Origin of the sequence: Curtobacterium sp. MCLR17_042 (genome assembly GCF_003234695.1) — a bacterium.
Classification (GTDB): domain Bacteria; phylum Actinomycetota; class Actinomycetes; order Actinomycetales; family Microbacteriaceae; genus Curtobacterium; species Curtobacterium flaccumfaciens.
This window is the reverse complement of sequence record NZ_QKTD01000007.1, coordinates 57,826-78,851: the sequence shown is the minus strand read 5'-3', so window position 1 is coordinate 78,851 and position 21,026 is coordinate 57,826. Positions and strand designations below refer to the sequence as shown.

Annotated in this window: 25 protein-coding genes and 2 pseudogenes; 14 read left to right on the top strand and 13 right to left on the bottom strand. The window is 71.2% G+C overall.

Translation table 11 applies throughout. The annotated features are described in order from the left end of the window. Positions 1–3 precede the first annotated feature (3 nt). The 3 genes from DEJ02_RS08945 to DEJ02_RS08935 all read right to left on the bottom strand — a co-directional run bounded on the left by DEJ02_RS08945 (position 4) and on the right by DEJ02_RS08935 (position 1,954). Complete coding sequence (locus DEJ02_RS08945; protein ID WP_071245067.1) at positions 4–234, bottom strand: helix-turn-helix transcriptional regulator; 231 nt, start codon at positions 232–234, stop codon at positions 4–6. Beyond that, positions 234–845, bottom strand: coding sequence for a hypothetical protein (locus tag DEJ02_RS08940; RefSeq protein WP_111032735.1), 612 nt, complete (start codon positions 843–845; stop codon positions 234–236). The genes DEJ02_RS08945 and DEJ02_RS08940 overlap by 1 nt, the downstream gene beginning before the upstream one ends. A gap of 77 nt (positions 846–922) precedes the next feature. After that, on the bottom strand, positions 923–1,954 hold the full coding sequence (locus DEJ02_RS08935) for a YeiH family protein (RefSeq protein ID WP_111032734.1): 1,032 nt from the start codon (positions 1,952–1,954) through the stop codon (positions 923–925). Positions 1,955–1,963: 9 nt separating this feature from the next. Here DEJ02_RS08935 and DEJ02_RS08930 point away from each other — a divergent pair, with 9 nt between their 5' ends. Continuing rightward, a complete protein-coding gene (locus DEJ02_RS08930; RefSeq protein ID WP_111032733.1) occupies positions 1,964–2,677 on the top strand; it encodes a hypothetical protein in 714 nt (237 codons plus the stop codon). Here DEJ02_RS08930 and DEJ02_RS08925 read toward each other — a convergent pair. Continuing rightward, entirely contained in the window at positions 2,671–3,276 is a 606-nt protein-coding gene (locus DEJ02_RS08925) for an LppP/LprE family lipoprotein (RefSeq protein WP_181440310.1), read from the bottom strand. The two genes, DEJ02_RS08930 and DEJ02_RS08925, sit on opposite strands and share 7 nt — an antisense overlap. Positions 3,277–3,409: 133 nt before the next feature. On the opposite strand from DEJ02_RS08925, the gene DEJ02_RS08920 reads away from it, so the two are divergent. The 4 genes and pseudogenes from DEJ02_RS08920 to DEJ02_RS18660 form a co-directional block, all read left to right on the top strand. Continuing rightward, complete coding sequence (locus DEJ02_RS08920; RefSeq protein WP_258378700.1) at positions 3,410–4,243, top strand: alpha/beta hydrolase; 834 nt, start codon at positions 3,410–3,412, stop codon at positions 4,241–4,243. Positions 4,244–4,388: 145 nt separating this feature from the next. Further along, complete coding sequence (locus DEJ02_RS08915; protein WP_071405928.1) at positions 4,389–4,733, top strand: hypothetical protein; 345 nt, start codon at positions 4,389–4,391, stop codon at positions 4,731–4,733. A gap of 65 nt (positions 4,734–4,798) precedes the next feature. After that, a pseudogene (locus DEJ02_RS18665) lies at positions 4,799–4,906 on the top strand (DivIVA domain-containing protein); the annotation flags it as partial. Continuing rightward, positions 4,904–5,053, top strand: a pseudogene (locus tag DEJ02_RS18660) (DivIVA domain-containing protein); the annotation flags it as partial. The pseudogenes DEJ02_RS18665 and DEJ02_RS18660, both read left to right, overlap by 3 nt. A 99-nt stretch (positions 5,054–5,152) precedes the next feature. Here DEJ02_RS18660 and DEJ02_RS08905 read toward each other — a convergent pair. Then, positions 5,153–6,517, bottom strand: a complete 1,365-nt coding sequence (locus DEJ02_RS08905; protein WP_111032730.1) for an MFS transporter — start codon at positions 6,515–6,517, stop codon at positions 5,153–5,155. 237 nt (positions 6,518–6,754) lie between these two features. After that, positions 6,755–6,925 carry a hypothetical protein gene (locus DEJ02_RS18460; protein WP_164941189.1) on the bottom strand — a complete coding sequence of 57 codons (171 nt, stop codon included), beginning with the start codon at positions 6,923–6,925 and terminating at the stop codon, positions 6,755–6,757. A gap of 169 nt (positions 6,926–7,094) precedes the next feature. On the opposite strand from DEJ02_RS18460, the gene DEJ02_RS08900 reads away from it, so the two are divergent. The 4 genes from DEJ02_RS08900 to DEJ02_RS08885 all read left to right on the top strand — a co-directional run bounded on the left by DEJ02_RS08900 (position 7,095) and on the right by DEJ02_RS08885 (position 9,732). Next, positions 7,095–7,856: a LamB/YcsF family protein gene (locus tag DEJ02_RS08900; protein ID WP_111032729.1), complete on the top strand. Its 762-nt coding sequence runs from the start codon at positions 7,095–7,097 to the stop codon at positions 7,854–7,856. Next, positions 7,853–8,485 carry an allophanate hydrolase subunit 1 gene (locus DEJ02_RS08895; RefSeq protein WP_111032728.1) on the top strand — a complete coding sequence of 211 codons (633 nt, stop codon included), beginning with the start codon at positions 7,853–7,855 and terminating at the stop codon, positions 8,483–8,485. The genes DEJ02_RS08900 and DEJ02_RS08895 overlap by 4 nt, the downstream gene beginning before the upstream one ends. Next, positions 8,482–9,366 carry a biotin-dependent carboxyltransferase family protein gene (locus tag DEJ02_RS08890; RefSeq protein WP_111032727.1) on the top strand — a complete coding sequence of 295 codons (885 nt, stop codon included), beginning with the start codon at positions 8,482–8,484 and terminating at the stop codon, positions 9,364–9,366. The genes DEJ02_RS08895 and DEJ02_RS08890 overlap by 4 nt, the downstream gene beginning before the upstream one ends. A 63-nt stretch (positions 9,367–9,429) precedes the next feature. Continuing rightward, entirely contained in the window at positions 9,430–9,732 is a 303-nt protein-coding gene (locus tag DEJ02_RS08885; protein WP_111024724.1) for a putative quinol monooxygenase, read from the top strand. Between the two features lie 81 nt (positions 9,733–9,813). Here the strand turns inward: DEJ02_RS08885 and DEJ02_RS08880 are convergent, their stop codons facing one another. The 4 genes from DEJ02_RS08880 to DEJ02_RS08865 form a co-directional block, all read right to left on the bottom strand. Next, positions 9,814–9,996, bottom strand: coding sequence for a hypothetical protein (locus DEJ02_RS08880; RefSeq protein ID WP_027465973.1), 183 nt, complete (start codon positions 9,994–9,996; stop codon positions 9,814–9,816). Between the two features lie 62 nt (positions 9,997–10,058). Further along, a complete protein-coding gene (locus DEJ02_RS08875) occupies positions 10,059–11,120 on the bottom strand; it encodes a DUF2891 domain-containing protein (RefSeq protein ID WP_258378699.1) in 1,062 nt (353 codons plus the stop codon). Beyond that, positions 11,107–12,189 carry a DUF979 domain-containing protein gene (locus DEJ02_RS08870; protein ID WP_111032726.1) on the bottom strand — a complete coding sequence of 361 codons (1,083 nt, stop codon included), beginning with the start codon at positions 12,187–12,189 and terminating at the stop codon, positions 11,107–11,109. Before DEJ02_RS08870 ends, DEJ02_RS08875 begins: the two co-directional genes overlap by 14 nt. Further along, positions 12,186–12,893 (bottom strand): DUF969 domain-containing protein, encoded by a 708-nt coding sequence (locus DEJ02_RS08865; RefSeq protein WP_027465970.1) that lies wholly within the window; start codon positions 12,891–12,893, stop codon positions 12,186–12,188. Before DEJ02_RS08865 ends, DEJ02_RS08870 begins: the two co-directional genes overlap by 4 nt. A gap of 97 nt (positions 12,894–12,990) precedes the next feature. On the opposite strand from DEJ02_RS08865, the gene DEJ02_RS08860 reads away from it, so the two are divergent. Further along, positions 12,991–13,635 (top strand): GntR family transcriptional regulator, encoded by a 645-nt coding sequence (locus DEJ02_RS08860; RefSeq protein ID WP_181440309.1) that lies wholly within the window; start codon positions 12,991–12,993, stop codon positions 13,633–13,635. Positions 13,636–13,717: 82 nt separating this feature from the next. Here DEJ02_RS08860 and DEJ02_RS08855 read toward each other — a convergent pair whose 3' ends face one another. Together DEJ02_RS08855 and DEJ02_RS08850 are read right to left on the bottom strand one after the other, a co-directional pair. After that, a complete protein-coding gene (locus DEJ02_RS08855; protein WP_111032724.1) occupies positions 13,718–14,296 on the bottom strand; it encodes a TetR family transcriptional regulator in 579 nt (192 codons plus the stop codon). A gap of 55 nt (positions 14,297–14,351) precedes the next feature. Further along, positions 14,352–14,861, bottom strand: a complete 510-nt coding sequence (locus tag DEJ02_RS08850) for a hypothetical protein (RefSeq protein WP_146249259.1) — start codon at positions 14,859–14,861, stop codon at positions 14,352–14,354. Positions 14,862–15,059: 198 nt separating this feature from the next. On the opposite strand from DEJ02_RS08850, the gene DEJ02_RS18305 reads away from it, so the two are divergent. From DEJ02_RS18305 to DEJ02_RS08830, 4 genes are all read left to right on the top strand, one after another. Beyond that, complete coding sequence (locus tag DEJ02_RS18305; protein WP_146249258.1) at positions 15,060–15,599, top strand: hypothetical protein; 540 nt, start codon at positions 15,060–15,062, stop codon at positions 15,597–15,599. Between the two features lie 567 nt (positions 15,600–16,166). Then, positions 16,167–17,633: a DUF6421 family protein gene (locus DEJ02_RS08840; protein WP_111032721.1), complete on the top strand. Its 1,467-nt coding sequence runs from the start codon at positions 16,167–16,169 to the stop codon at positions 17,631–17,633. Beyond that, positions 17,630–18,313, top strand: a complete 684-nt coding sequence (locus tag DEJ02_RS08835; protein WP_111032720.1) for an SDR family NAD(P)-dependent oxidoreductase — start codon at positions 17,630–17,632, stop codon at positions 18,311–18,313. Before DEJ02_RS08840 ends, DEJ02_RS08835 begins: the two co-directional genes overlap by 4 nt. A gap of 4 nt (positions 18,314–18,317) precedes the next feature. Next, positions 18,318–19,391 carry a low specificity L-threonine aldolase gene (locus DEJ02_RS08830; RefSeq protein ID WP_111032719.1) on the top strand — a complete coding sequence of 358 codons (1,074 nt, stop codon included), beginning with the start codon at positions 18,318–18,320 and terminating at the stop codon, positions 19,389–19,391. Between the two features lie 64 nt (positions 19,392–19,455). Here DEJ02_RS08830 and DEJ02_RS08825 read toward each other — a convergent pair whose 3' ends face one another. Beyond that, a complete protein-coding gene (locus DEJ02_RS08825; protein ID WP_111032718.1) occupies positions 19,456–20,952 on the bottom strand; it encodes a CitMHS family transporter in 1,497 nt (498 codons plus the stop codon). Positions 20,953–21,026 lie beyond the last annotated feature (74 nt).

Genomic DNA, 21,026 nt, shown 5'->3' with positions numbered 1-21,026 from the left:
TCGTCAGTCCGTGCGCACCGAGAAGACGTCGCCCGGCTGGCAGCCGAGCACCTCGCACAGTCGGGTGAGGGTGGAGAACCGGATGGCGCGGGCCCGGTTGTTCTTGAGCACCGAGAGGTTGACGACGGTCACGCCGACGCGGTCGGCGAGCTCGGTCAGGGTCATCCCCCGCTCGGCCAGCAGGTCGTCGAGGTGGCAGACGACCGCGTGGCCGTCCTCCTGTTCCGGGGGCATCAGACCAGCCCGGCCTGGTCCCGCACCATCCGCTGCGAGGCGGTGAGCGCGAACCGGAAGCAGACGACGACGAGCAGGCCGAGGTACACGGGCAGGAACTGGTGGTCGACCACCGGCGTGGGCAGGTACCCGTCCCATCCGAGCCCGGACACGACCCAGTTCCACCCCATCCGGCGGACGAACGACGGCAGGAACCCGGCGGCCAGCACCGCGCCGGCGAGCCAGTCGAGGATCCGGGTGGTCGAGCGGTCGAAGAGCCCGCCGCGTGAGATCTTCCAGGCCACCGCCGCGACCAGGGCGATGAGGGCGCTGACGAGCAGGACCTCCAGGGCGTCGCCGACGCGGATGTACCCGATCGCACCACCCGGCACGTCGGCGATCGGTGCTCGGAGCACGAGCTGGTCGGACGTCACGGTCGCACCGCCCGGAGGCTGCGGGACGGCACTGGTCTCACGGATCCGGACCGGCACGGCCACGGTGCCCGAGGCGATCGAGTGGACGAGCAGGTCGACGTACCGCCACACGACGATCGCGATGCCGATCGCGCACGAGACGACGTAGGCCAGGTAGGAGTTCCGCCCGCGGGGCGGTTCGTAGACGGGCGTGGTCATGGCTGCTTCCCCTGTCGATCATCGATACCATCGAATTTCGATGCAACGATAAACGATAGGTCCGGTGCCGGCAACCCCTACAGCAGCCCGAAGGCCGCCTGCATGCCCAGGCTCGTCCCCGCCACCAGGACCCAGAGCGCGATGCCGAGCAGCATCGGCCGGAACCCGGCTCGGCGGAGCGCGGCGAAGTCCGTCGAGCAGCCGATCGCGGCGAGCGCCACCGTGATGAGGAACGAGGCGGCGGTCGCGAACCCCGGCGCCACGGACGCGGGCAGGACCCCGACCGTCCGGAGCAGCACCACCACGAGGAACCCGATCAGGAACCACGGCACCAGCCGGAACACACGGAACCCGCGACCCGGCCCCGAGGCGGGGGTGAGCTGCTCGCGGGAGGCGCGGCGGGCCTCCAGTCCGGCCAGCCCGATGACGATCGGGATGATCATCAGGGTGCGCACCAGCTTCACGACGACCGCGGTGTCGGTCGCCTGGCGGCCGTATACGGTCGCGGTGGCGACGACGGACGACGTGTCGTTCACGGCGGTGCCCGCGAAGACGCCGAAGGCGTGCTGGCTGAGGCCCAGGGCGTGCCCGAGCAGCGGGAAGGCGAAGACGGCCGCGATGTTGCAGAGGAAGATCGTCGACATCGCGTAAGCGACGTCCGCACTGACCGCACCGATGACGGGTGTCACGGCGGCGATCGCCGAGGCGCCGCAGATGCCGGTCCCGACGCCGATCAGGGTGCGGAGTGCGCCCGAGACCCGGAGCAGCCGGCCGATCCCCCACGCGGCCACCAGGCAGACGACGAGCGTCGCGAGCATCACCGGCAGGGTCTCACCGCCGATGCGCAGGACCTCGCCGATGGACAGCTGCGCGCCGAGCAGGACCACGGCGAACTGCAGGACCCGGCTGGACGAGAACTTCACGCCGGGAGCCAGCGCGGCGAGTGTGCCACCGGTGCGGCGCCGGACGAGCCACCCCACGACGGCACCGATCAGGACGGCGGGGACGGGACCACCGACGACCGGGACGACCCGGCCGACGAGGGTGGCGACGATGCCGATCGCCACGGCGAGGGCGACACCGGGTGCGGCGGCACGGACGGACTGCATGGGAACAGCATGTCGCGCTCGCGGACGATCGGTGGCCGCGACGGGCAGGATGGCACGGTGGAGTACTCGGGGGAACGGTGGGTGCAGCGGCTGCGCGACGGGGAGATGCCGAAGCGGGGGCCGGTGCTGCTCGCGGCGGTCGTCACCACGGCGGTGGGGCTCGCCGCGCTCGTCGCCGAGTTCGCGTTCCCGGAGTTCCTGCGCGGCATCGACAACGCCCGGACGCAGGGGTCGTTCGTGCTGTGGCCGATCGTGGTCGCCGGGATCGGGGTGCTGCTGGCCGTGTCGACGCTGTCCGCCGGGCGAGGTGACCGCCGGACGCTCGCGCGCATCGGAGCGGGCCGGGCACCTCGGTTCCACCTGCCCGTGCTGACGTCCGGCCTGCGTACCTCCGACGACTTCCCGAAGCCCCGCCCCGAGGTCTGGACCGTCGACGAGTTCGGCCTGCACGCGTGGGCACCGTCACGGGACGCGCCGGTGTTCGACCTGCCGTGGGCGCGCATCCGACGGTTCTCCATCGCGACGAGGGAGTCCCGCGGCCAGCGTGCCGACTTCGGCGTCTGGATCACCACGACCGACGGTGACGACGTGGTCGTGCAGCCGCGGTCTGCCCTCGGACGTGGGTTCGAGGCCGGACCGGACAAGCTCGACACCCTCGTACGGGTCCTCCGCACGCTGCAGCGGGAGCTCGGCCCGGACTCGGTGCCAACCGACCGTCACTGAGCGGGCGGGGTGTCCCCCGTCATCTCGACGCGGCCGGTCTCGTCGTTCCAGGTGAAGGTGGCCGTGGTGCGGCCGGAGGGCGCTGCGTTCGGCTCGCCAGCCTTGGCGAACCGGTAGGTCACCGTGACGGCCGAGTCGCTCTGTCGTTCGACGGTCGGCTCGAAGGCGTACTGCTGGGCAGTGGCCGTGCCGAGGTACCGGCCTTCGTGGAACAGCAGGATCGCGTACGGGGATCCTGCCGTCCCGAACTCGGGTGCGACCACGGACCAGGACAACGGCGCACAGGCGTCGTAGCCGGAGTAGTCGGCGTTCGCGGCGTCCCACTTCGCATCCTCGAGTCCGGCGGGCAGCGGCAGGGCCGCGATGCCATCGGCCGCAGCCGCGGCACCGCTCGACGGGCCACACGTCGGGGTGGGGGTGGGCGTCGGCGTCGGCGTCGGGGTCGACGCGCTCGCGGCGTCGGAGGGCGGGGCAGTGACGGTCTCGGTCACGGTCGGGGTCGCCGCACCGCCGTCCGCTCCGTCATCGCCGGAACACCCCGTCAGCAGCGCGGCCAGGGTCGCAGTGGTCAGGATCAGGGCGGCTCTCGTCAGGCGCATGCCTCCACGCTGCCTGCCCGGCCGAGCGGTCGCCCGCATCGTTACCGGGCCGTGTCCCTCCCGGGGCTCCGGAAGCATGCCTGTTCAAGCGCCGCGAGCCCGGCTCCCGCCCGCGTCCTGCGACACTGCTCCCATGCGGGGGAAGCACCAGGACACGATCGAGGTCGCCGATGAACGGATCGACGGCCCACACGGACCGGTCCCCGTCCGGCGGTACCGACCGTTGAACCAGAGCGCCAGCGTGGGACCCCCGACCCTGGTCTGGGTGCACGGCGGCGGGTTCTTCCGGGGCGACCTCGACCTGCCGGAGTCCGACGCCGTCGCACGGGTGCTCGCCGAGCGCGGGCTGCCGGTCGTGACCGTCGACTACCGCCTCGGACCGCTGCCCGGGCTGCCGTGGCTCGACCGGGGTGGAGCGCGAGGGCGACGACGGGCACCGCACGCGCGGGACGAGATCGTCGCCGTGCTCCGCCATCTGCACGACGAGGCACCGTCCGCCGGCCTGCTGCTCGGTGGGGCGAGCGCCGGTGCGTGCCTGGCGGCCTCCGCGGTCGCGACCACCCCGCCGCTGGTCGGCCTCGTGCTGACCTACGGGTTCTTCCACGCCCGACTCCCGCGTGACCCGGCGGTCCGGCGACTCGTCCGAGGCCACCGGCGGCTCACGCACGCGCCGCTGTTGCTCGACCTGAGCAACCGGGCCTATGCAGGCGGCCGCCCCGCTGCGGTCTACCCGGCGTCCGACGACCTCGGCGGGTTCCCCCGCACCCTGCTGATCGACGCCGAGCGGGACGTGATGCGCGCCTCGGGCGAGCGCTTCGCGGACGAGCTCGCGGCCGCGGACGTCGAGGTCGAACGACACGTCCTGCCGGACAGCCGTCACGCGTTCCTCAACCGACCCCGCACGCGGGACTTCGACGACACGATCGAACGCATCGTGGACTGGGCCGACCGGACCCCCATCCGCTGAACGCTCATCCGCCTGCGAACGGCGGACATCGGGGACGGCAGGCCCGCGGCGGACGTACTCTGGAAACGGAAGCAACGGCGGTTCCGAATCCCCTTCGCCACGCTCCCTGCCGTGGCGTCTCACCACCGTGACGAAGAGTTCCATCGTGACCGAACACCTCATCGAGTACGTCGCCCGCGACCGCACGGGCATCACCGCCGTCGTGACACCGACCGGTGTCATCGACGTGGACACCGTGATCCAGCACATCCGCGCCGGCCACGCGGGGTACTACGTGGCTGCCGACTCGTGGAAGCGCACGCCGGTCCGGAGCATGTCCTTCATCGGCGGGACCTACCTGTTCGCGAACTGGGACGGGTCGAAGCGGAACATGCTGCACGACCTGGCGTTCCGCTCACCGACCCGCTCGATCGAGACGCCCCACGAGCCGGAGTCGCGGTTCTCGCGGTTCCTCGACGCGCTGTTCGGCAGGCGCTCACCGCAGCTCTGACCCCCGGCAACCCGCCCGTGACACCATGGCAGGGCCATGAGAGGCGCCAGCAGAAGGGGGAGGACATGCTCGCACGAGAGGTGGCGGACAAGCGGTTCCGGCCGACGAAGTTCCGCGAGGGGTACGACCAGAGCGAGGTCGACGCGTTCCTCGACCGGATCCAGACCACCCTGGCCGGGTACGAGCAGCGACGCCCCGTCGACCCGCTCACACCGGAGCAGGTCGCAGCGGTCCGGTTCCAGCCGACGAAGTTCCGCGAGGGGTACGACCAGGGGCAGGTCGACGACTTCCTCGACGAGGTCGTCGTCGCACTGCGTCAGCACGGCGCCCGCTGAAGCGGCCACGTGCGGTGCAGGTGACCGCCTGGAGGCGCGGCGTGCGTCGCGGACGCGGGTCGCGCCTCCAGGCGGTCGCGTCGGTCAGCGGACCGACTTGATGGGCAGGATCACCAGGGCGCCGAGGATGACGGCGACGCCGGCGCCCCAGAGCATGAGCGTGTAGTTCTGGCCGCCACCGATGCCGAGCAGGAACAGACCGACGGCGGGGGCGAGTGACTGCGGCAGGGCGTTCGCGATGTTGATGACGCCGAGGTCCTTGCCGGGGCGCTCCGGGTCAGGCAGCACGTCGACGACCAGGGCGGTGTCGATGGCGGCGTAGATGCCGAAGGCGAAACCGAGGACGATCTCGGCGAAGTAGAACCCGCCGACGCTGTCGACGTGGGCCAGGATCACCAGGCCGACGGCGGTCATGGCCGTCGAACCCCAGACGAAGACCTTGCGACGCTGGATCCGGTCGGACACCCAGCCGGAGACGGCCGCACTGACGAGCAGGGCGATCGTGTACAGGAGCACGCCGAACGCGACGACCCCGACCGCTTCGCCCTGCGGGAGCCCGATGCGGTCCTGCATGTACAGCAGGCGGTACGTCGTGAACATGAACGTGCCGAAGGTGATGAGGAAGCGGCCCCACCAGGCGAGCCCGAAGTCGCGGTGCTTGATCGGGTTCGTCCAGAACGAGCTGATCAGGTTGATCCAGCTGAAGGGCTTGACGGGCGTCGTCGGCAGGTCGTCACGGGCGACGAACGAGTACACGAGGACCGCGACGATCGCCAGGACGCCCGGTGCGATGAACAGGACCGGCAGGTTGCCGACCAGGTACACGGCCAGGTAGAGCCCGGCCAGGATCGCGATGTTCTGTGCCAGGGCGATGACGCTCGAGGCCTTGCCGCGCTGGAACTCCGGCACGTTGTCGGCGAAGCTCGCTGTCAGCGTGGACAGGACGGCGTTGGCGGAGACCTGCGCCAGCACCCAGGCCAGGGTGAGCTGCAGCACGTCGGGCGAGAACGCGAGCCAGGCGAGGGAACCGACGAAGACGACGACACCGCCGACCATCCAGGGACGGCGACGGCCCCACCGCGTGCGGGTGCGGTCGGAGAGCGCGCCGAACAGGGGGTTGGCGAACAGGGCGCCGAGCGCTCCGAACGGCAGGACCGAGCCGACGACGGTCTCGGGGCTCGTCGGGTTCAGCTCCGTCGCCTTGATCGACATGCTCACGAAGACCGGGGTGAGCAGGGCGACGAACAGGCCGAACTGGGCGAAGCTGAGGCCCCAGAGGTAGCCGCGGCCCACCCGGACGGTGCTGACGGACTGCGTGATGCCCTCGACCGAGAACGCTCGGGACGCCGCGGCGTCGGTGGCGGTGGCGCCGGCGGCTGCGGTGACCGCTGGGGACGCGGTCCCGGCGATGCCCCGTGTGGGTTCTTCCTTCGACGTCGGTGTCGACATGACTCCTCCTTGAGTCACAGGGGGCTTCGGTGCCCGCTGAATCCCTAGTGCTGCTAGGTGATCGGGACTGTAGCACCGGAAACCTCGTGCCGGAAGGTTTTGCGCTGATTGTTTCGTCGGGGGCGGACGGATGCGGGCGGACGCATGCGGATGCGTGCAGACGCAGAACGACACCGCCGTTGTCGGGGGACAACGACGGTGTCGTTCTGCATCGACCCGCAGGCCGGAACGGAGCCGCTAGTGCTCGCCGTCCTCTTCCGGGTTGAAGTGCGAGTCGTCGCCCGTGTGCCCCGCGGCCAGGCCGTCGGGGTTGTTCGGGATGGTGTTGTCGTCGCCGAGGCCGCCCGGCTTCTCGGTGCCCTCCGAGTCGTTCTTCGGGGCGTCGTGCGTGTTGTCACTGTCGGTCATGAGCTGCTCCAGTGCAGAGATCGATCCGGCAGCACTGCCGCCGGTGGTACTGAGGACTCGGACAGTACGTGGCGCACCTCGGAAACCGCCGTCCGACCGGGGGAAGCGGATGACAGGGACCGGGGTGATCGGTAGATTGTTCAACAACCCGCGACGACAGGGAGCACCCGTGACGACGATCGACCTGAACAGCGACCTGGGCGAGGGCTTCGGCGCCTGGGCCATGGGCGACGACGACGCGATGCTCGACGTCGTCTCGAGCGCCAACGTCGCCTGCGGGTTCCACGCGGGCGACCCGACGATCATGCTCGCCACCGCCCGCGCCGCCGCCGATCGTGGTGTGGCGATCGGTGCGCACGTGGCCTACCGCGACCTGATCGGCTTCGGCCGCCGGCCCGTGCACGTCACCCCCGACGAGCTGTACGCCGACGTCGTCCACCAGCTCGGCGCGATGGCCGCCACCGCGCACGTCGCCGGCACGGCCGTCACCTACGTCAAGCCGCACGGCGCCCTGTACAACACCGCCTGCGCCGACCCGGTGCAGGCCGAGGCCGTCGTCCGTGCCGTGGCCGACGTCGACCCGTCGCTCGCCGTGCTCGCGCTGCCCGGGTCGGAGCTGCTGCTGGCGGCCGAGCGGCACGGGCTCCGCGCGGTGAGCGAGTCCTTCGCCGACCGTGCCTACGAACCCGACGGCTCGCTGGTGTCACGGAAGCAGCCGGGGTCGGTGCTGCACGACGCGGACGAGGTCGCAGCCCGGGTGCTCCGCATGGTCACCGACGGGGTCGCGACCGCCGTCGACGGGTCCGAGATCGCCGTGCGTGCCGACTCGGTCTGCGTGCACGGCGACTCCCCGGACGCGGTCGCGATGGCCCGTGCCATCCGAGCGCTGCTGACCGAGCACGGCGTGACGATCGCGCCGTTCGCGCCGTGACTGGCCCGGAGGTCCGCTCCGCTGGCGGCACCGCACTCCTCGCCACGTTCGGGTCCCTCGCCGACGTCGTCGCCTTCCGCGCCGGACTCGCACAGGCCACCCTGCCGGGGCTGACCGAGGTCGTCTCCGGCGCCCGGACACTGCTGCTCCGGTTCGACCCGACCGCGACGGACGCCGGGCGGCTCCGCACGGAACTCACGCAGGTCAGCCCGGTCAGCGCAGCGCTCGAAGCGCACGACACCGAGCCGCTCGTCATCCCCGTCGCCTACGACGGCGAGGACCTCGACACCGTCACCGAACTGACCGGCATGCGGCACGACGAGCTCGTGGCGTGGCACACCGGGCAGCTCTGGACGAGCGCGTTCTGCGGCTTCGCCCCCGGCTTCAGCTACCTCACCGGCAGCGATCGACCGCTCGACCTGCCCCGCCGCAGCACCGCCCGCACGGCCGTCCCGAGCGGGGCCGTGGCGTTGGCCGGCGAGTTCAGCGCCGTCTACCCGCGGACATCGCCCGGCGGCTGGCAGCTCATCGGCCGCACCGAGGTGCCGATGTGGTCCCTCGAGCGCACGCCTCCGGCACTCGCCCCCGCCGGCACGCTCGTCCGGTTCGTCGTGGCGGGTGCCGCATGACCGCGCTGACCGTCGTGCAGGTCGGCTACGGCGCGACCACCCAGGACCTCGGGCGCCCGGGCTTCAGCGACATGGGCCTCGGCGCGGCCGGAGCAGCCGATCGCGGCTCCGCGGCACTCGCCAACCGGCTGGTCGGCAACCGTCCCGACGCGGCCGTCCTGGAGGCCCTGCTCGGCTCCGTCACGCTCCGCGCCGACGCGTACGTGGTCGCGGCCACCACCGGCGCGGCCTGCCCCGTCGAGGTCGAGCGGGCGGACGGATCGGTCCGCGGTGCCGCCTCGCACGAGGTGCTGCTGCTGGCCCCGGGCGACACGCTCCGGATCGGCACCGCGACCGTGGGCCTGCGCGCCTACGTCGCGGTCCTCGGGGGCTTCGCGGTCGACCCGGTGCTCGGCAGCCGCTCGTGGGACTCCCTCGCGCGCCTCGGTCCGCCGCCGTTGTCGGCCGGTGACGTCCTGCCCGTCGGTGATGCCCGGGTGTCGTGGCCGATCGTCGACGCGGTGCCGCAGCCCGAGCCGCGGTGGCCCGACGAGTCGGTCGTGCTCGACGTGGTGCCCGGACCGCGCGACGACTGGTTCACCCCGGAGTGGCGCACGACCCTGACCGGCCAGGACTTCTCCGTCAGTGCGGACAGCGACCGCGTGGGGGTCCGCACCACGGCCGCGACGCCGCTCGCCCGCTCCGTGGCAAGCGAGCTGCCGAGCGAGGGCGTCGAGACCGGGTCACTGCAGGTGCCACCCGAGGGCTTCCCCGTGCTGTTCCTCGCCGACCACCCGGTGACCGGCGGCTACCCGGTCGTCGCGGTCCTGACACCGTCGTCGATCGACCTCGCTGCGCAGCTCCGTCCGGGCGATCCGCTCCGGTTCCGCATCCTCGGCTGACCGACCCGGAACAAGCGCAGGGGGTCAGGGGTTGGCTTGGACACCGCTGACGAAAGGTTCCCCATGTCGATGACCGTCCTGCTCGAGGTCCAGTTCCAGAGCGACGCCCCCGAAGACGCACTCCAGGGTGCGATCCGCGAGACGCTCGAACAGACCGCGTCGTTCCACGGCCTGGAGTCGCTCGAGGTCCTGGTCGACGACGAGGACCCGGCGCGCATGGTCGTCGTCGAGTCGTGGACGACCGCCGAGGACCACGACACCTACGTGGCCTGGCGTGCGACGCCAGAGGGCGCTCCGGCGATGGCACCATTCCTCGCCGCGACGCCGGTCACCCGCACCTTCGCGCGGACCCTCCCGCTCGACTGAGCGGACTCCGACACCGAAGCTGACGCCGACGCCGACGCCGGCGTCAGCGCCGGTGCCGCGGCACGACGACGGCGCGATCGCTCAGATCGTGTCGTCGTCGGTGTCGAGCGGCACCGGTCGGTCGTCGTCGGGGAGCAGTTCGTCGTCCGCGTCGTCGACCACCGGCAGGTCGTCGGGGTCGAGCACGGTCGGCTCCGGCTCGTAGTCGGTCTCCTGCGCCTCGCGGAAGTCGTCGAGGGTCTCGTCGTCCTTCGGATCGCTCATGGCCCCGAAGGTACCTCCGGATCCTCGACGTGTCCGCAGACGATCAGCGCTCCCGACGACGGTCAGCGAGCGGCGTGCTCCCGGGCCTCCATGGCGTCCCAGGCGAAGCTCGCCAGCCAGTGGGTGGAGTAGTACTCCTCGCCCACGCTCGCCGCGAGCCCCGAGGCCAGCAGCCGGTCGGCCGCGTCGTCGAGCAGGTCGGCGATGCCGGTGCCGGAGCCGTCCGGACCGCCGGCGCGGAGTGCGTCCGCGACGCGCCGGGCCGACCCCGCCCGCGACAGGTCGAGCCCGAACAGGTGCACCTGCTGCGGGTCGTTCTCGTCACGGACCACCGTCGACCGCAGGACTTCGTCGCCCGGCTGCACCGCGGCGAAGAAGCCACGGGCCCACGTCGCGAACTCCTGGGCGGGCAGCACCGCACGCATCAGGTCGGCTTCGGCGAGGCCCGCGGACAGGAAGTCGTGTCCGCTCCGCTCCCAGGCGAACGGCCACCCGGCGTCCGCGCCGAACCAGTCCTTTGCAGCGCCCTCGACCGCTGCCGCCAGGGCCGGACGGTCGAGCGACCGGGCGGCCTTGAGCACGAGCAGCAGCCCGAACGCGGAGTTCGAGTGCACGCCGTGCCGGACGGGGTGCGCGGCGCCGTCGATCCACCGGACGACCAGGTCTTCGAGGACGTCGACGACGGGTGCGAACCCCGGTGCCAGTGCCCGGACAGCGGGCGCCTCGGATGCCGACACCTCGGCGGCGAGCCGGGCGAGCCAGGCCCAGCCGTAGGGGCGCTCGTAGTGCGGCGTCTCGCGCAGGTAAGCGGCCTCGGTCGCGAGGTGATCCGTCGTGAGGTGCGCCTGCAGGATCGAGGTGAGCCGGGCCTCCAGGTCGGTGGGCAGGCCGTGCGCGACCAGGCGCGCCGCGAGCCAGTGCATGTGCACCGACGAGTGCCAGTCGTACGACGTGGCGAAGGCGGGGTGGAGCTCGACGGGCAGGGCCCGGTCGTCCGGTCCGGACGTCGCGTGGTGCGCGGCGTACGGGTACTCGCGGGTCGTGTTGTCCGCAGCGACGGCCGCGAAGCGGTCGGCCCAGGCAGCCCGGGTCAGGTCGATCGGGGCGGCATCAGAATGCGACAAGGTACATGACTCCCATGTTGACGACGAGCAGGATGGCGGCGGTGGGGATCTGCGCCTTGATCGGGCCGTACTTGTCCCGCATCTCGAGCAGCGCAGCCGGCACCAGGTTGAAGTTCGCGGCCATCGGGGTGACGAGCGTGCCGCAGAAGCCAGCGAGCATGCCGATCGCGAAGATCGCGGCGGGGTTGCCGTCGAAGCCCTGCACCAGGACGGGCCAGCCGATCGCGGCCGTCATGATCGGGAACGCGGCGAAGGCGTTGCCCATGATGATCGTGAACAGGGCCATGCCGAGGCAGTAGATGACCACGGCGGCGAGCAGCGAGCCGTCGGGTAGGACCGACTTGATGATGGTGCCGACGGCGTCACCGACCCCCGCCTGGGTGAAGACGATGCCGAGCGTCGAGAGCATCTGCGGCAGCAGCGCCGCCCAGCCGATCGCCTGCAGCAGGCGACCGCCCTCGCGGATCGGGGTGGCGATCCTCGGCGGGCGCAGGACGAACACGGCCACGACGACGGCGAGCACCGAACCGATGCCCAGACCGGTCAGTGTCGCACTGCCCTCGGCGAGGAGCGGTTCGCCGCCGAACGAGACGAGCGGGCCGAGCGTCGCGACCAGCACGGCGACCACCGGCACCACGAGGGCCGGGATGAAGAGCCGGTTGCCGTACTTCGTCGCGAAGGCGGCGCGCTCGTCCGGGCTGGTGGTGGCGAGCACACTCGTGCTGCCGCTGCCGGCGTCCGTGATCTTCTGCGTCACGCCGGTGGGCTCGGCGGGGCCGGTCTCGGCACCCGTGCCGGCGCCGGGGATGCTCGCGACCCGGGTGCGGCTCGTCGTCCCGGTGAAGCCGAGTCCAGCGAGCGCGACCATCACGAGGACGGCGATCCCGAGCGTCCAGGCCGGCACGGTGCCGGCGGCGACGAAGGTGCCGTAGAAGAACGACAGGCCGAGGATGCCCCAGAACGCCGCGTTGCCCAAGCGCTTCGCGTGCGCGGTGTCGGTGACGATCAGGACGGCGACGGCGATGAAGAACGCGCCGATGAGCCAGTAGAGCCATTCGCTGGTGATCACGCTGCTGCCCCCAGGGTCGGGGCGTCGGCACGGGCGTCCGCCGCCATCTTGTCGAGTCGGCGGTCGAACAGCAGCAGGCGTCCGCCGTGGACGATGAGCGCCGCGATGCCCGTCGGGATCGCCCACAGGGCCAGGTCGATCGGTTCGAGCGACAGCCCGTAGGTCGAGTCGACGAACGTCGTGATGAGCAGGATCGAGCCGACCGCGACGAAGACGTCCTCGCCGAAGAACACGCCGACGGTGTCGGACGACGCGGAGTAGCCCTTGATCTTCTCGCGCATGCGGTCGTCGATGCGCCCGTACTTCTTGGTCGCCGCACCCTCGGCCATCGGGTAGACCAGCGGGCGCACGGTCTGCGCCGGGCCACCGATGCTCGTCAGGCCGACCGCCGCGGTGACCTGCCGGATCACCAGGTACCCGGCGAGCAGACGGCCCGTCGTGAGCTTGTCGAGCTTCGCGATCAGGCGCTTCGCCTGGTCCTGCAGGCCGTAGCGCTCGATCAGACCGATGACGGGCAGGACGAGCGCGAAGGTCGTGACGGACCGGCTCGAGGCGAACCCGTTGCCGAACGCGTCGAGGATGCCGACGGGACCGATCCCGCCGATGGCCGCGGTCACGATGCCCGCGACCGTGACGACGAGGAGCGCGTTGATGCGCAACGCGAAGCCGACGATGACGACGGCGACGCCGATGAGGACGAACATGCGGGACAGTCTGGACCGCATTGTTCAACAATCGCAAGAGCCGGTTCCGCTCTGTAACACGCCCTTCACAAACGCCACCCGTGCCAGGATCGGTGCCATGACCCGAACCGTCGGCGGCGCTGACTCCACGGCCACGCGGTTGCGCACCATGATCGCGTCGGGTGGGTTCTCCCCCGGGGCGCAGCTGTCCGAGGAGCGGTTGAGCGACCAGCTCGGGGTCTCGCGGAACACCCTGCGCGAGGCCTTCCGGCTGCTCGCCCGCGACCGTCTGGTCGAGCACGTGTTCAACCGCGGGGTGTTCGTCCGCCGGCTCTCCGCCGCCGACGTCACCGATCTCTACGCGGCTCGGCGGGTGCTCGAAGAGGCAGCCGTCCGTGCCTGCACCCCCGACGCACCGGCACTCGCCGAGGCCGCCGCAGCGGTCAGCGACGCCCGGGCAGCCGCGTCCGCGGGCGACTGGGGCGCGGTCGGGACCGCCGACATCCGGTTCCACGCCGAGCTCGTGCGGGCGGTGCCGAGCGAGCGGATCCACGCCCTGATGGACGGCCTGCTCGCCGAGATGCGGCTCGCCTTCCTGACCACCGACGACCCGGCCTCGTTCCACGCCGACTTCGTCGAACGCAACGACGCGATTGTGTCCGCGTTGCGCGGTGGCGACCAGGACGCCGCCTCGGCGCTGCTCGCCGACTACCTCGACGACGCGGAGCGGACGCTGCGGGTCGCCGCCGGCGCAGCCGACTGAGGGACGGCCAGGAGGCCCGGTGCGGCTCCGTCCCGCACGTTCGGCCCGCGACCGCTCACGCTGATCCCTGCGGACCCCTCGGTCAGGACTTCCCGCCGAGCAGCGCCGTGACCGCGTCGACCACGACCTGGCGACGCCGCGGCGGCGTCACGGCCTGCACCAGCGGCTCGTACTCCGCAGCGGTCGCGCTCCAGAACGCCGCGGTGTGCAGGACGAGCCCGAGGAGCACCGCCGGACGGAACGCCCGCGGCAGGACCCCGGCGCGTTGCGCGTGCTCGACCTCGGCCACCGCGTCTGCGTAGCTCGTCGCGACGGACTCGAGCGGGACGTCGGGGCGCTCGAGCCGGTGCCAGGTCGCGAGCCGCTGGGCCCAGGGGCGACGGACGTACGAGTCGTGCACCCGGCCGGCCCAGGCGGCGAGGTCGGCGGTGTCGAGCGGGGCCTCGGCGAACGTCTCGGTCACGGTCTCCGCGACGAGAGCGTCGAACAGCCCCTCCTTGCTGCCGAAGTAGTGGAAGACCTGCGCCTTGTTGCTCGACGCTGCGGCACCGATCCGTTCGACCCTGCCGGCGGCCAGTCCGACCGCGGCGAACTCATCCCGCGCGGCGAGCAGGAGCCGGGCGCGCATCGCGTCAGCGGCTGGGGGCGTGAATCGGGCCATGGCGACCACCGTACCGATCACGCGGCCCGCAGCGCTGGAGTGCACCGCAGCAGCTTCAGGCCCGCTGTCTCCGCACAGCGCTCCCGAGGACCAACGCGAGCGTCAACAGGACGCCGGCGACCACCGCCCCCTGGACGAGGTCGACGAAGCCGCGCTGCAGACCATCACCCGTGACGAGGATCGCGACGACCAACGCCGCCGTCACCGCGAGCACGATCAACCGGGCTCGCAAGCTTCCGTCGGAGCGACTCACGGCGGCGTGGATCGCCACGAACGGGATCGGGAAGAGCGCGGCGAAGGCAGCCGAGCCGTCGAAGAAGAGGAGGCCGACGAGCAGCCCTGCCCCGAGACCGATCGACAGCACCACCCAGTCCGACGTGGAGATTTCGGCCCTTGAGGCGCCCCTGCGCCGACGCCGACCGGGCAAGAGCGGCAGGGCGCAGACGGCGCCACCGACGAGCAGGAACGCCCCCGGATCCCACGACGCCTCGTTCGGAGCGCTCAGCATCGAGGCCCCGAGCGCCATGCTGGCGAACGGGATCGCCCGGGCCCCGCTCTGCCCCACGCGCCCAATCGCCCGCCGCTGATGTTCCACATCTCGACTCTACTGACCCAGCCCTCGTTCCGCCGAAATACACATTGCTTGTTCTACGTGCTGGAAGATCAGTAGCGTGAGATCCTCGGCACGGGCCGGGACTGACATGGGGAGATGACGTTGTCCCGCAATCTCATTGGACGATCTTCGGTAGCGCTCGGAGCGTGCTTGCTCTTCGTGGCAGCTCTTGCCTCGCCAGCAACGGCGGCACCGAACGTCGCGGAGCCAGTCGCCGACGTGGACCTGCACGAACAGGCACGGAAACTGGCTGACCTTTCGCACGCCTACGACTCGAATCAGGCCGGCGGGGGCACCACGGTCAACGGAGGGTTCGCGACGTCACCAGTTGCGTCCTTCCGCTGGAGCTACCGAGGCGTGACGATCGTCGTACCAGCGGGATGCTTCCTCAACATGTCCGTTCGAGGTTCGGGGCTGCGGGTCACGGGGTCGACGACCGCGGTCGAGTGCTACGGCCTCGCTGCGGTCATCCCGGGGATGTTCTGCAACTGGAGCGGCGTCTACCGCTTCAAGGACGTCAACGGGCGGCAGTACGCGCAGGAGACGACGTCGGTGCGTTCAGGCTGCGGACAAGCCGTCTTCAACATCCCCAGCGTCAAGAAGCACACGTTGCGTCCGGGGAGCATGTGCGTCGACTTCCGGAACAACGGCGAAGTACGTGGCCGAACGTGTATGGCGATCTACCGTTGACCGTTCCGGAGCGAGCAACGCCGGCTCGTCTCCGCCGCGGGCTCAGCAGGGTTCTCGCAGCGTGCGCGGTCTTGCTCGGCGTCGCTTGTGTCGTGCTCGTCGTCAATGGATGGCCGCTCTCGGTCGCAACGGGAGCAGCTGGCCTGAGTGCCTCGGGCTTTGCTGGCATGGTGCACCCGAAGAGCAGGGCAGCACCGGTTGCGTTCCTGGTCTGCGTCGCAGCGATCGGCGCCGCGCTCGTCCTCAACCAGGTCTTCGCGTAGTCCGACCGCACGACGACAGTTCCGACCGCCCATGCATCCGGAGGCCCGTGGGTGCGTGTCCGTCCGACGCCTCCGGCGTATGTCGGACAGTGGACGCAAAGAGGTCGCGACACCGGACCGCGCCATGGCCGCACGAACCGTGCGCGCAGCAGTCGGATCCCCGCGCGAGCGCCGTGACGACGCACGATTCCACCGCAGATGGGCAACTTTGCGTCCCCCGAACTTCCCTAGGCTCGAGACGATCCGGTAACGCGCACCACTCGTCCGCAGATCCGCGGGCGACCCCGAAGACGGGAGGTTCGACATGTCCCAGTTCGCCCAGAAGATCTCGCAGGACGCCATCGTCGGAGAGCCCGAGGTCGTCGAGGACCACCTGTCCGTGCGCGAGGTCGCCGCCCACCCCGCCTGGCTCCGGCTCAAGCGTGCAGTCGTCGCCCTGCAGGCCCTGCAGACGCGGGACGGCTCCGTCCCCGAACCGTCCGACCACACCGCTGCCGCCGACCACGTCGCGGTGATCGTGCCGGCCGTCGCCGAGCTGGCACCGCACTTCCCGCACGACGCCGCGTTCCTGCAGGTGCTGCAGCTCGACTTCGCACGATGGCAGGAGCAGGGCTTCGGGGTCCCCGACTTCCTCGATTCCCTCACCGCGTTCCAGCCGCAGCAGCACCGCGTCGACGGACTCGGCCACCTGGTCGTGTTCCCGATGGTCACCCAGAACGGCAGCACCTCGCGGTTCGTCGAGGCGGTCCTGGTCGAGGTCATCTGGCCGGAGTTCATCGCCGAGCTCGAGGCCGGCGACCACGGCAACGCGTTGTTCGTCGCGCTGCGCTTCGTCGACTTCACCCCGGGCTACGACACGAACTCGGCGGTGCTGTTCCCCGAGACCGTCGCGATGCGCTCGATCCCCGCCTTCACGTGGGGCGCGATCTTCCAGGACCGCGAGGCCGCCCGCTACCGCCGGGTCGTCCGTGCCGCCGCCGACGTCACCAAGCTCGAGCTGCCGGCCGAGGCCGCTGCGATGCTCGACGACCAGCAGCTGACCGAGCGGGTCTTCGTGATGTGGGACATCATCCACGACCGCTCGCACATGCGCGGGGACCTGCCCTTCGACCCGTTCATGATCAAGCAGCGGATGCCGTTCTTCCTCTACTCACTCGAGGAGCTCCGCTGCGACCTGACCGCGTTCCGCGAGTCCGTGCGTCTGGAACGCGAGCTGTCCGCCGGACCCGACACGGGCCTCCAGGATGCGCAGCGCGCCATCCGCGACCACGCGCGCCTGGTGCAGTACGCGGTCGTCTTCGACCGCATCTTCCGCTTCGCGATCACCGGCAGCCGCGTCCGCAACTACGACGGACTGGGCGGCCAGCTGCTGTTCGCCTGGATGCACCAGCACGGCGTCCTGCACTGGACGGACACGCAGCTCACGATCGACTGGCCCGAGGTGCCGGACGTGATCATCGCCCTGAGCGACGAGATCAACGAGCTCTACCGGCGCTCGATCGACCGGCCGAAGTCGGCGCACTGGCTCGCCGCGTACGAGATGCTGACCCGCACGCTCACGCCGCACCCGGCGTCGAAGTGGGCGCGTGGCCTGCCCGACGAGACGCTCGCCGGACCGCCGCGCGGCTACACCGATGCGGTGCTCGACGACGAGTTCCCGCTGTCGATGTTCTACGAGGCCCTCGACAAGAAGATGGCGACCGTCATCGCGTCCACGGCTGGCATCACCGGCACCACGGACGCCGAGCTCGTCGGCGAGGCCGCCGCGTGACCGACGGCTCGGTGGCCGGTCGCCTGGTGCTGATCGCCGGTGCGACCAGTGCCAGCGGCGCGGCCGTCGCGCGTGCACTCACCGCCGCCGGTGCGGCCGTCGTCGCGGTCGGCACCAGACCCGACGCCCTGGAGGCCCTGCGCGCGTCCGTCCCGGGCGTCACGACGCGCACGTGCGACCTGTCGGCCCTCGGTGCGGTCACCGCGTTGGCCGACGACGTGCACGCGGACGCCGGCCGCGTCGACGGGCTGGTCCACCTGGTCGGCGGGTGGCGCGGCGGTGGCAGCATCGTCGGCCAGTCCGACGCGGACTGGGACTTCTTCGACCGCGCCTTCCGGACCCTGCGGAACACGACCCGGGTCTTCCACGACGACCTGGTGGCGTCCCCTGCCGGGCGGCTCGCGTTCGTGTCGTCCACCGCGGTCGACTCCCCCACCGCCGGCGCCGCGAACTACGCGGCCGCGAAGGCCGCGTCCGACGCCTGGGTTCGGGCCGTGGCACAGGGGTTCCGGAAGGAGGCACCGGAGACCGCCGCGGCCGCGGCGTTCGTCGTCGGTGCACTGTCCGGCCTCGAGGAGCGGCTCGGCACCGAGGTCGTCCGGCTCTGGGACACCCCACCGCCCGACGTCAACGGCGCCCGCATCCCGCTCACGGCGGCTGATCCCTCGAACCTAGGATGAACGAGTGACCCTCCGACTGCACGACCTGGACCTGCGGGGCTTCGCCTCGGACAACTACGCCGGCGTCCACCCCGAGATCCTCGCCGCCATCGCCGCGGCCAACGACGGCCACCAGATCGCCTACGGCGAGGACGTCTACACGGCACGTCTCAACGAGGTGGTCCGGGATCACTTCGGAGCGCAGGCCGAGGCGTTCCCGGTGTTCAACGGCACCGGCGCGAACGTCGTCGGCCTGCAGTCGATGCTGCCGCGGTGGGGAGCGGTCGTGTGCACCGCGACCGCGCACATCCACACCGACGAAGCCGGGGCGCCCGAGCGCGTCGCCGGCATCAAGCTCCTGCCGGTCGAGGCGCCCGACGGCAAGCTGACTCCCGAGCTCATCGACCGCGAGGCCTGGGGCTGGGGCGACGAGCACCGCGCCCAGCCGCTCGTCGTGTCGATCACGCAGACCACGGAGCTCGGCACCGCCTACACGGTGGACGAGGTCCGGACGATCGCCGACCACGTCCACTCCCTCGGCATGAAGCTGCACATGGACGGCGCCCGCATCTCCAACGCCGCGGCGTCCCTCGGGGTGCCCCTGCGCGACTTCACCACCGATGCCGGTGTCGACGTGCTGAGCTTCGGCGGCACGAAGAACGGCATGCTCTACGGCGAGGCGATCGTCGTGCTGAACCCCTCGGCCTCCGAGGGGTTGCACTACCTGCGCAAGATGAACATGCAGCTCTCGTCGAAGATGCGGTTCGTCTCCGCCCAGCTCATCGCCCTGCTCAGCGACGACCTGTACCTGCGCTCCGCCGGCCACGCCAACGCCATGGCCGCCCGACTGCGCGGTGCACTGGAGGCCGGTATCGCCGACGGCAGCATCCGGGGCGTCGGCTTCAGCCAGCAGACCCAGGCGAACGGCGTCTTCGCGACCCTGCCCGCCGGGGTGGCCGACCGGCTGCGGAAGCACTTCCGGTTCTACGACTGGGACGCCAGCCGCAACGAGGTGCGGTGGATGTGCGCGTACGACACCTCGGAGCAGGACATCGACGACTTCGTCGCGGCCCTGACGCGGGAGCTCGACGCCGCCTGAGCCGGCACCGTCCGGTCAGGCGCGCACCGGTCCGGCGCGCGCCGGGCCGGTACCGGCGGTCGGTTCACCCGAACGGGATGACCCGCACCACGATCGCCACCACGAGCATCGCCATCGCGACCACGGCCGCCCGCCACAGCACCTTCCGGTGGTGGTCGCCGAGGTTCACGTTGGCCAGCGACACCAGCAGCAGGATCGCGGGGACGAGCGGGCTCTGCATGTGCACCGGCTGCCCGACGACCGAGGCCCGCGCCATCTCGGCCGGCGTGATCCCGTACGCCGCGGCGCTCTCGGACAGCACCGGCAGGATCCCGAAGTAGAACGCGTCGTTGCTCATGAAGAACGTCAGCGGCATGCTCAGCACACCGGTGATGCCCGCCAGGTACGGACCCATCGAGTCCGGGATCACCGCGACGAGCCAGTCGGCCATCGCCGCGACCATCCCGGTGCCGTCGAGCACCCCGATCAGCACCCCGGCGGCGAACACCATCGACACGACACCGACGATGCTCGGGGCGTGCGCGACGATCTGCGCGGTCTGCTGCTTGAGCTGCGGGAAGTTCACGAGCAGGGCGATCGCCGTGCCGATCATGAACACGAAGTGCAGCGGCAGGAGCCCCAGCACGAGCGCCACCATCACCGCGACGGTCAGCGCCAGGTTGAACCAGATCCGCTTCGGCCGCAGGGTCGGACGGTTCGGGTCGAGCATCGTCTCGGCCATGGTGCCGGTCCCCGTGCCGCCCTCGTCCCCCGAACCCGCGCCGTCCACGCCATCGCCGTCCGCACGCCGACCGTCGGCCTTCCCGCCGCGCAGTCCGAGCGCGACCGTGGGGCTCGTGAACATCCCGCCGCCGGTCCCACCCACCGCCGCGAGCACCCGTGAACCGGCCCGGGCGTTCGCCCGCTCCGGCACCCGCGCACCCCGCGAGGCCTCGGTGAACTCGATCAGCCCGAGGCGCTTGCGCTCCCGCAGGCCCATCGTCCACGCGAACGTGAAGCACAGCAGCAGCCCGACCACGAGCGACGGCACGAGGGGCACGAAGATGTCCGTCGGGTCGATCTTCAGCGCGGCGGCGGCACGGGCGGTGGGACCGCCCCACGGCACGATGTTGAGCGTGCCGTTCGTCAGCCCGGCCACGCACGTCATCACGACCGGGCTCATGCCGAGCTTCAGGTAGATCGGCAGCATCGCCGCCGTGACCACGATGAACGTCGTCGAGCCGTCCCCGTCGAGCGACACCGCACCGGCCAGCAGAGCCGTGCCGAGCACGATCTTCGCCGGGTCATTGCCGGTCACCCGCAGGATGAACCGGACGAGCGGGTCGAACAGGCCCACGTCGATCATCAGCCCGAAGTACATGATCGCGAACATCAGGAGCGCGGCCGTCGGCGCCAGCGTGCCGATCGCCTCGGTCACCATGTCGCCGAGTCCCAGACCCGCCCCCGCGAACAGTCCGAACACGGTCGGCACGATGATCAGCGCGAGCATGGGCGACATGCGCTTGGTCATGATCAGGACCATGAAGGTCAAGACCATCGCGTACCCGAGGATGACGAGCATCAGGACTCCTTCGTCCGTGTCTGGCAGTCCGGGCACGCTACGGGTCGGCCTGGAGGCGCGGCGCGCTTCTGCAC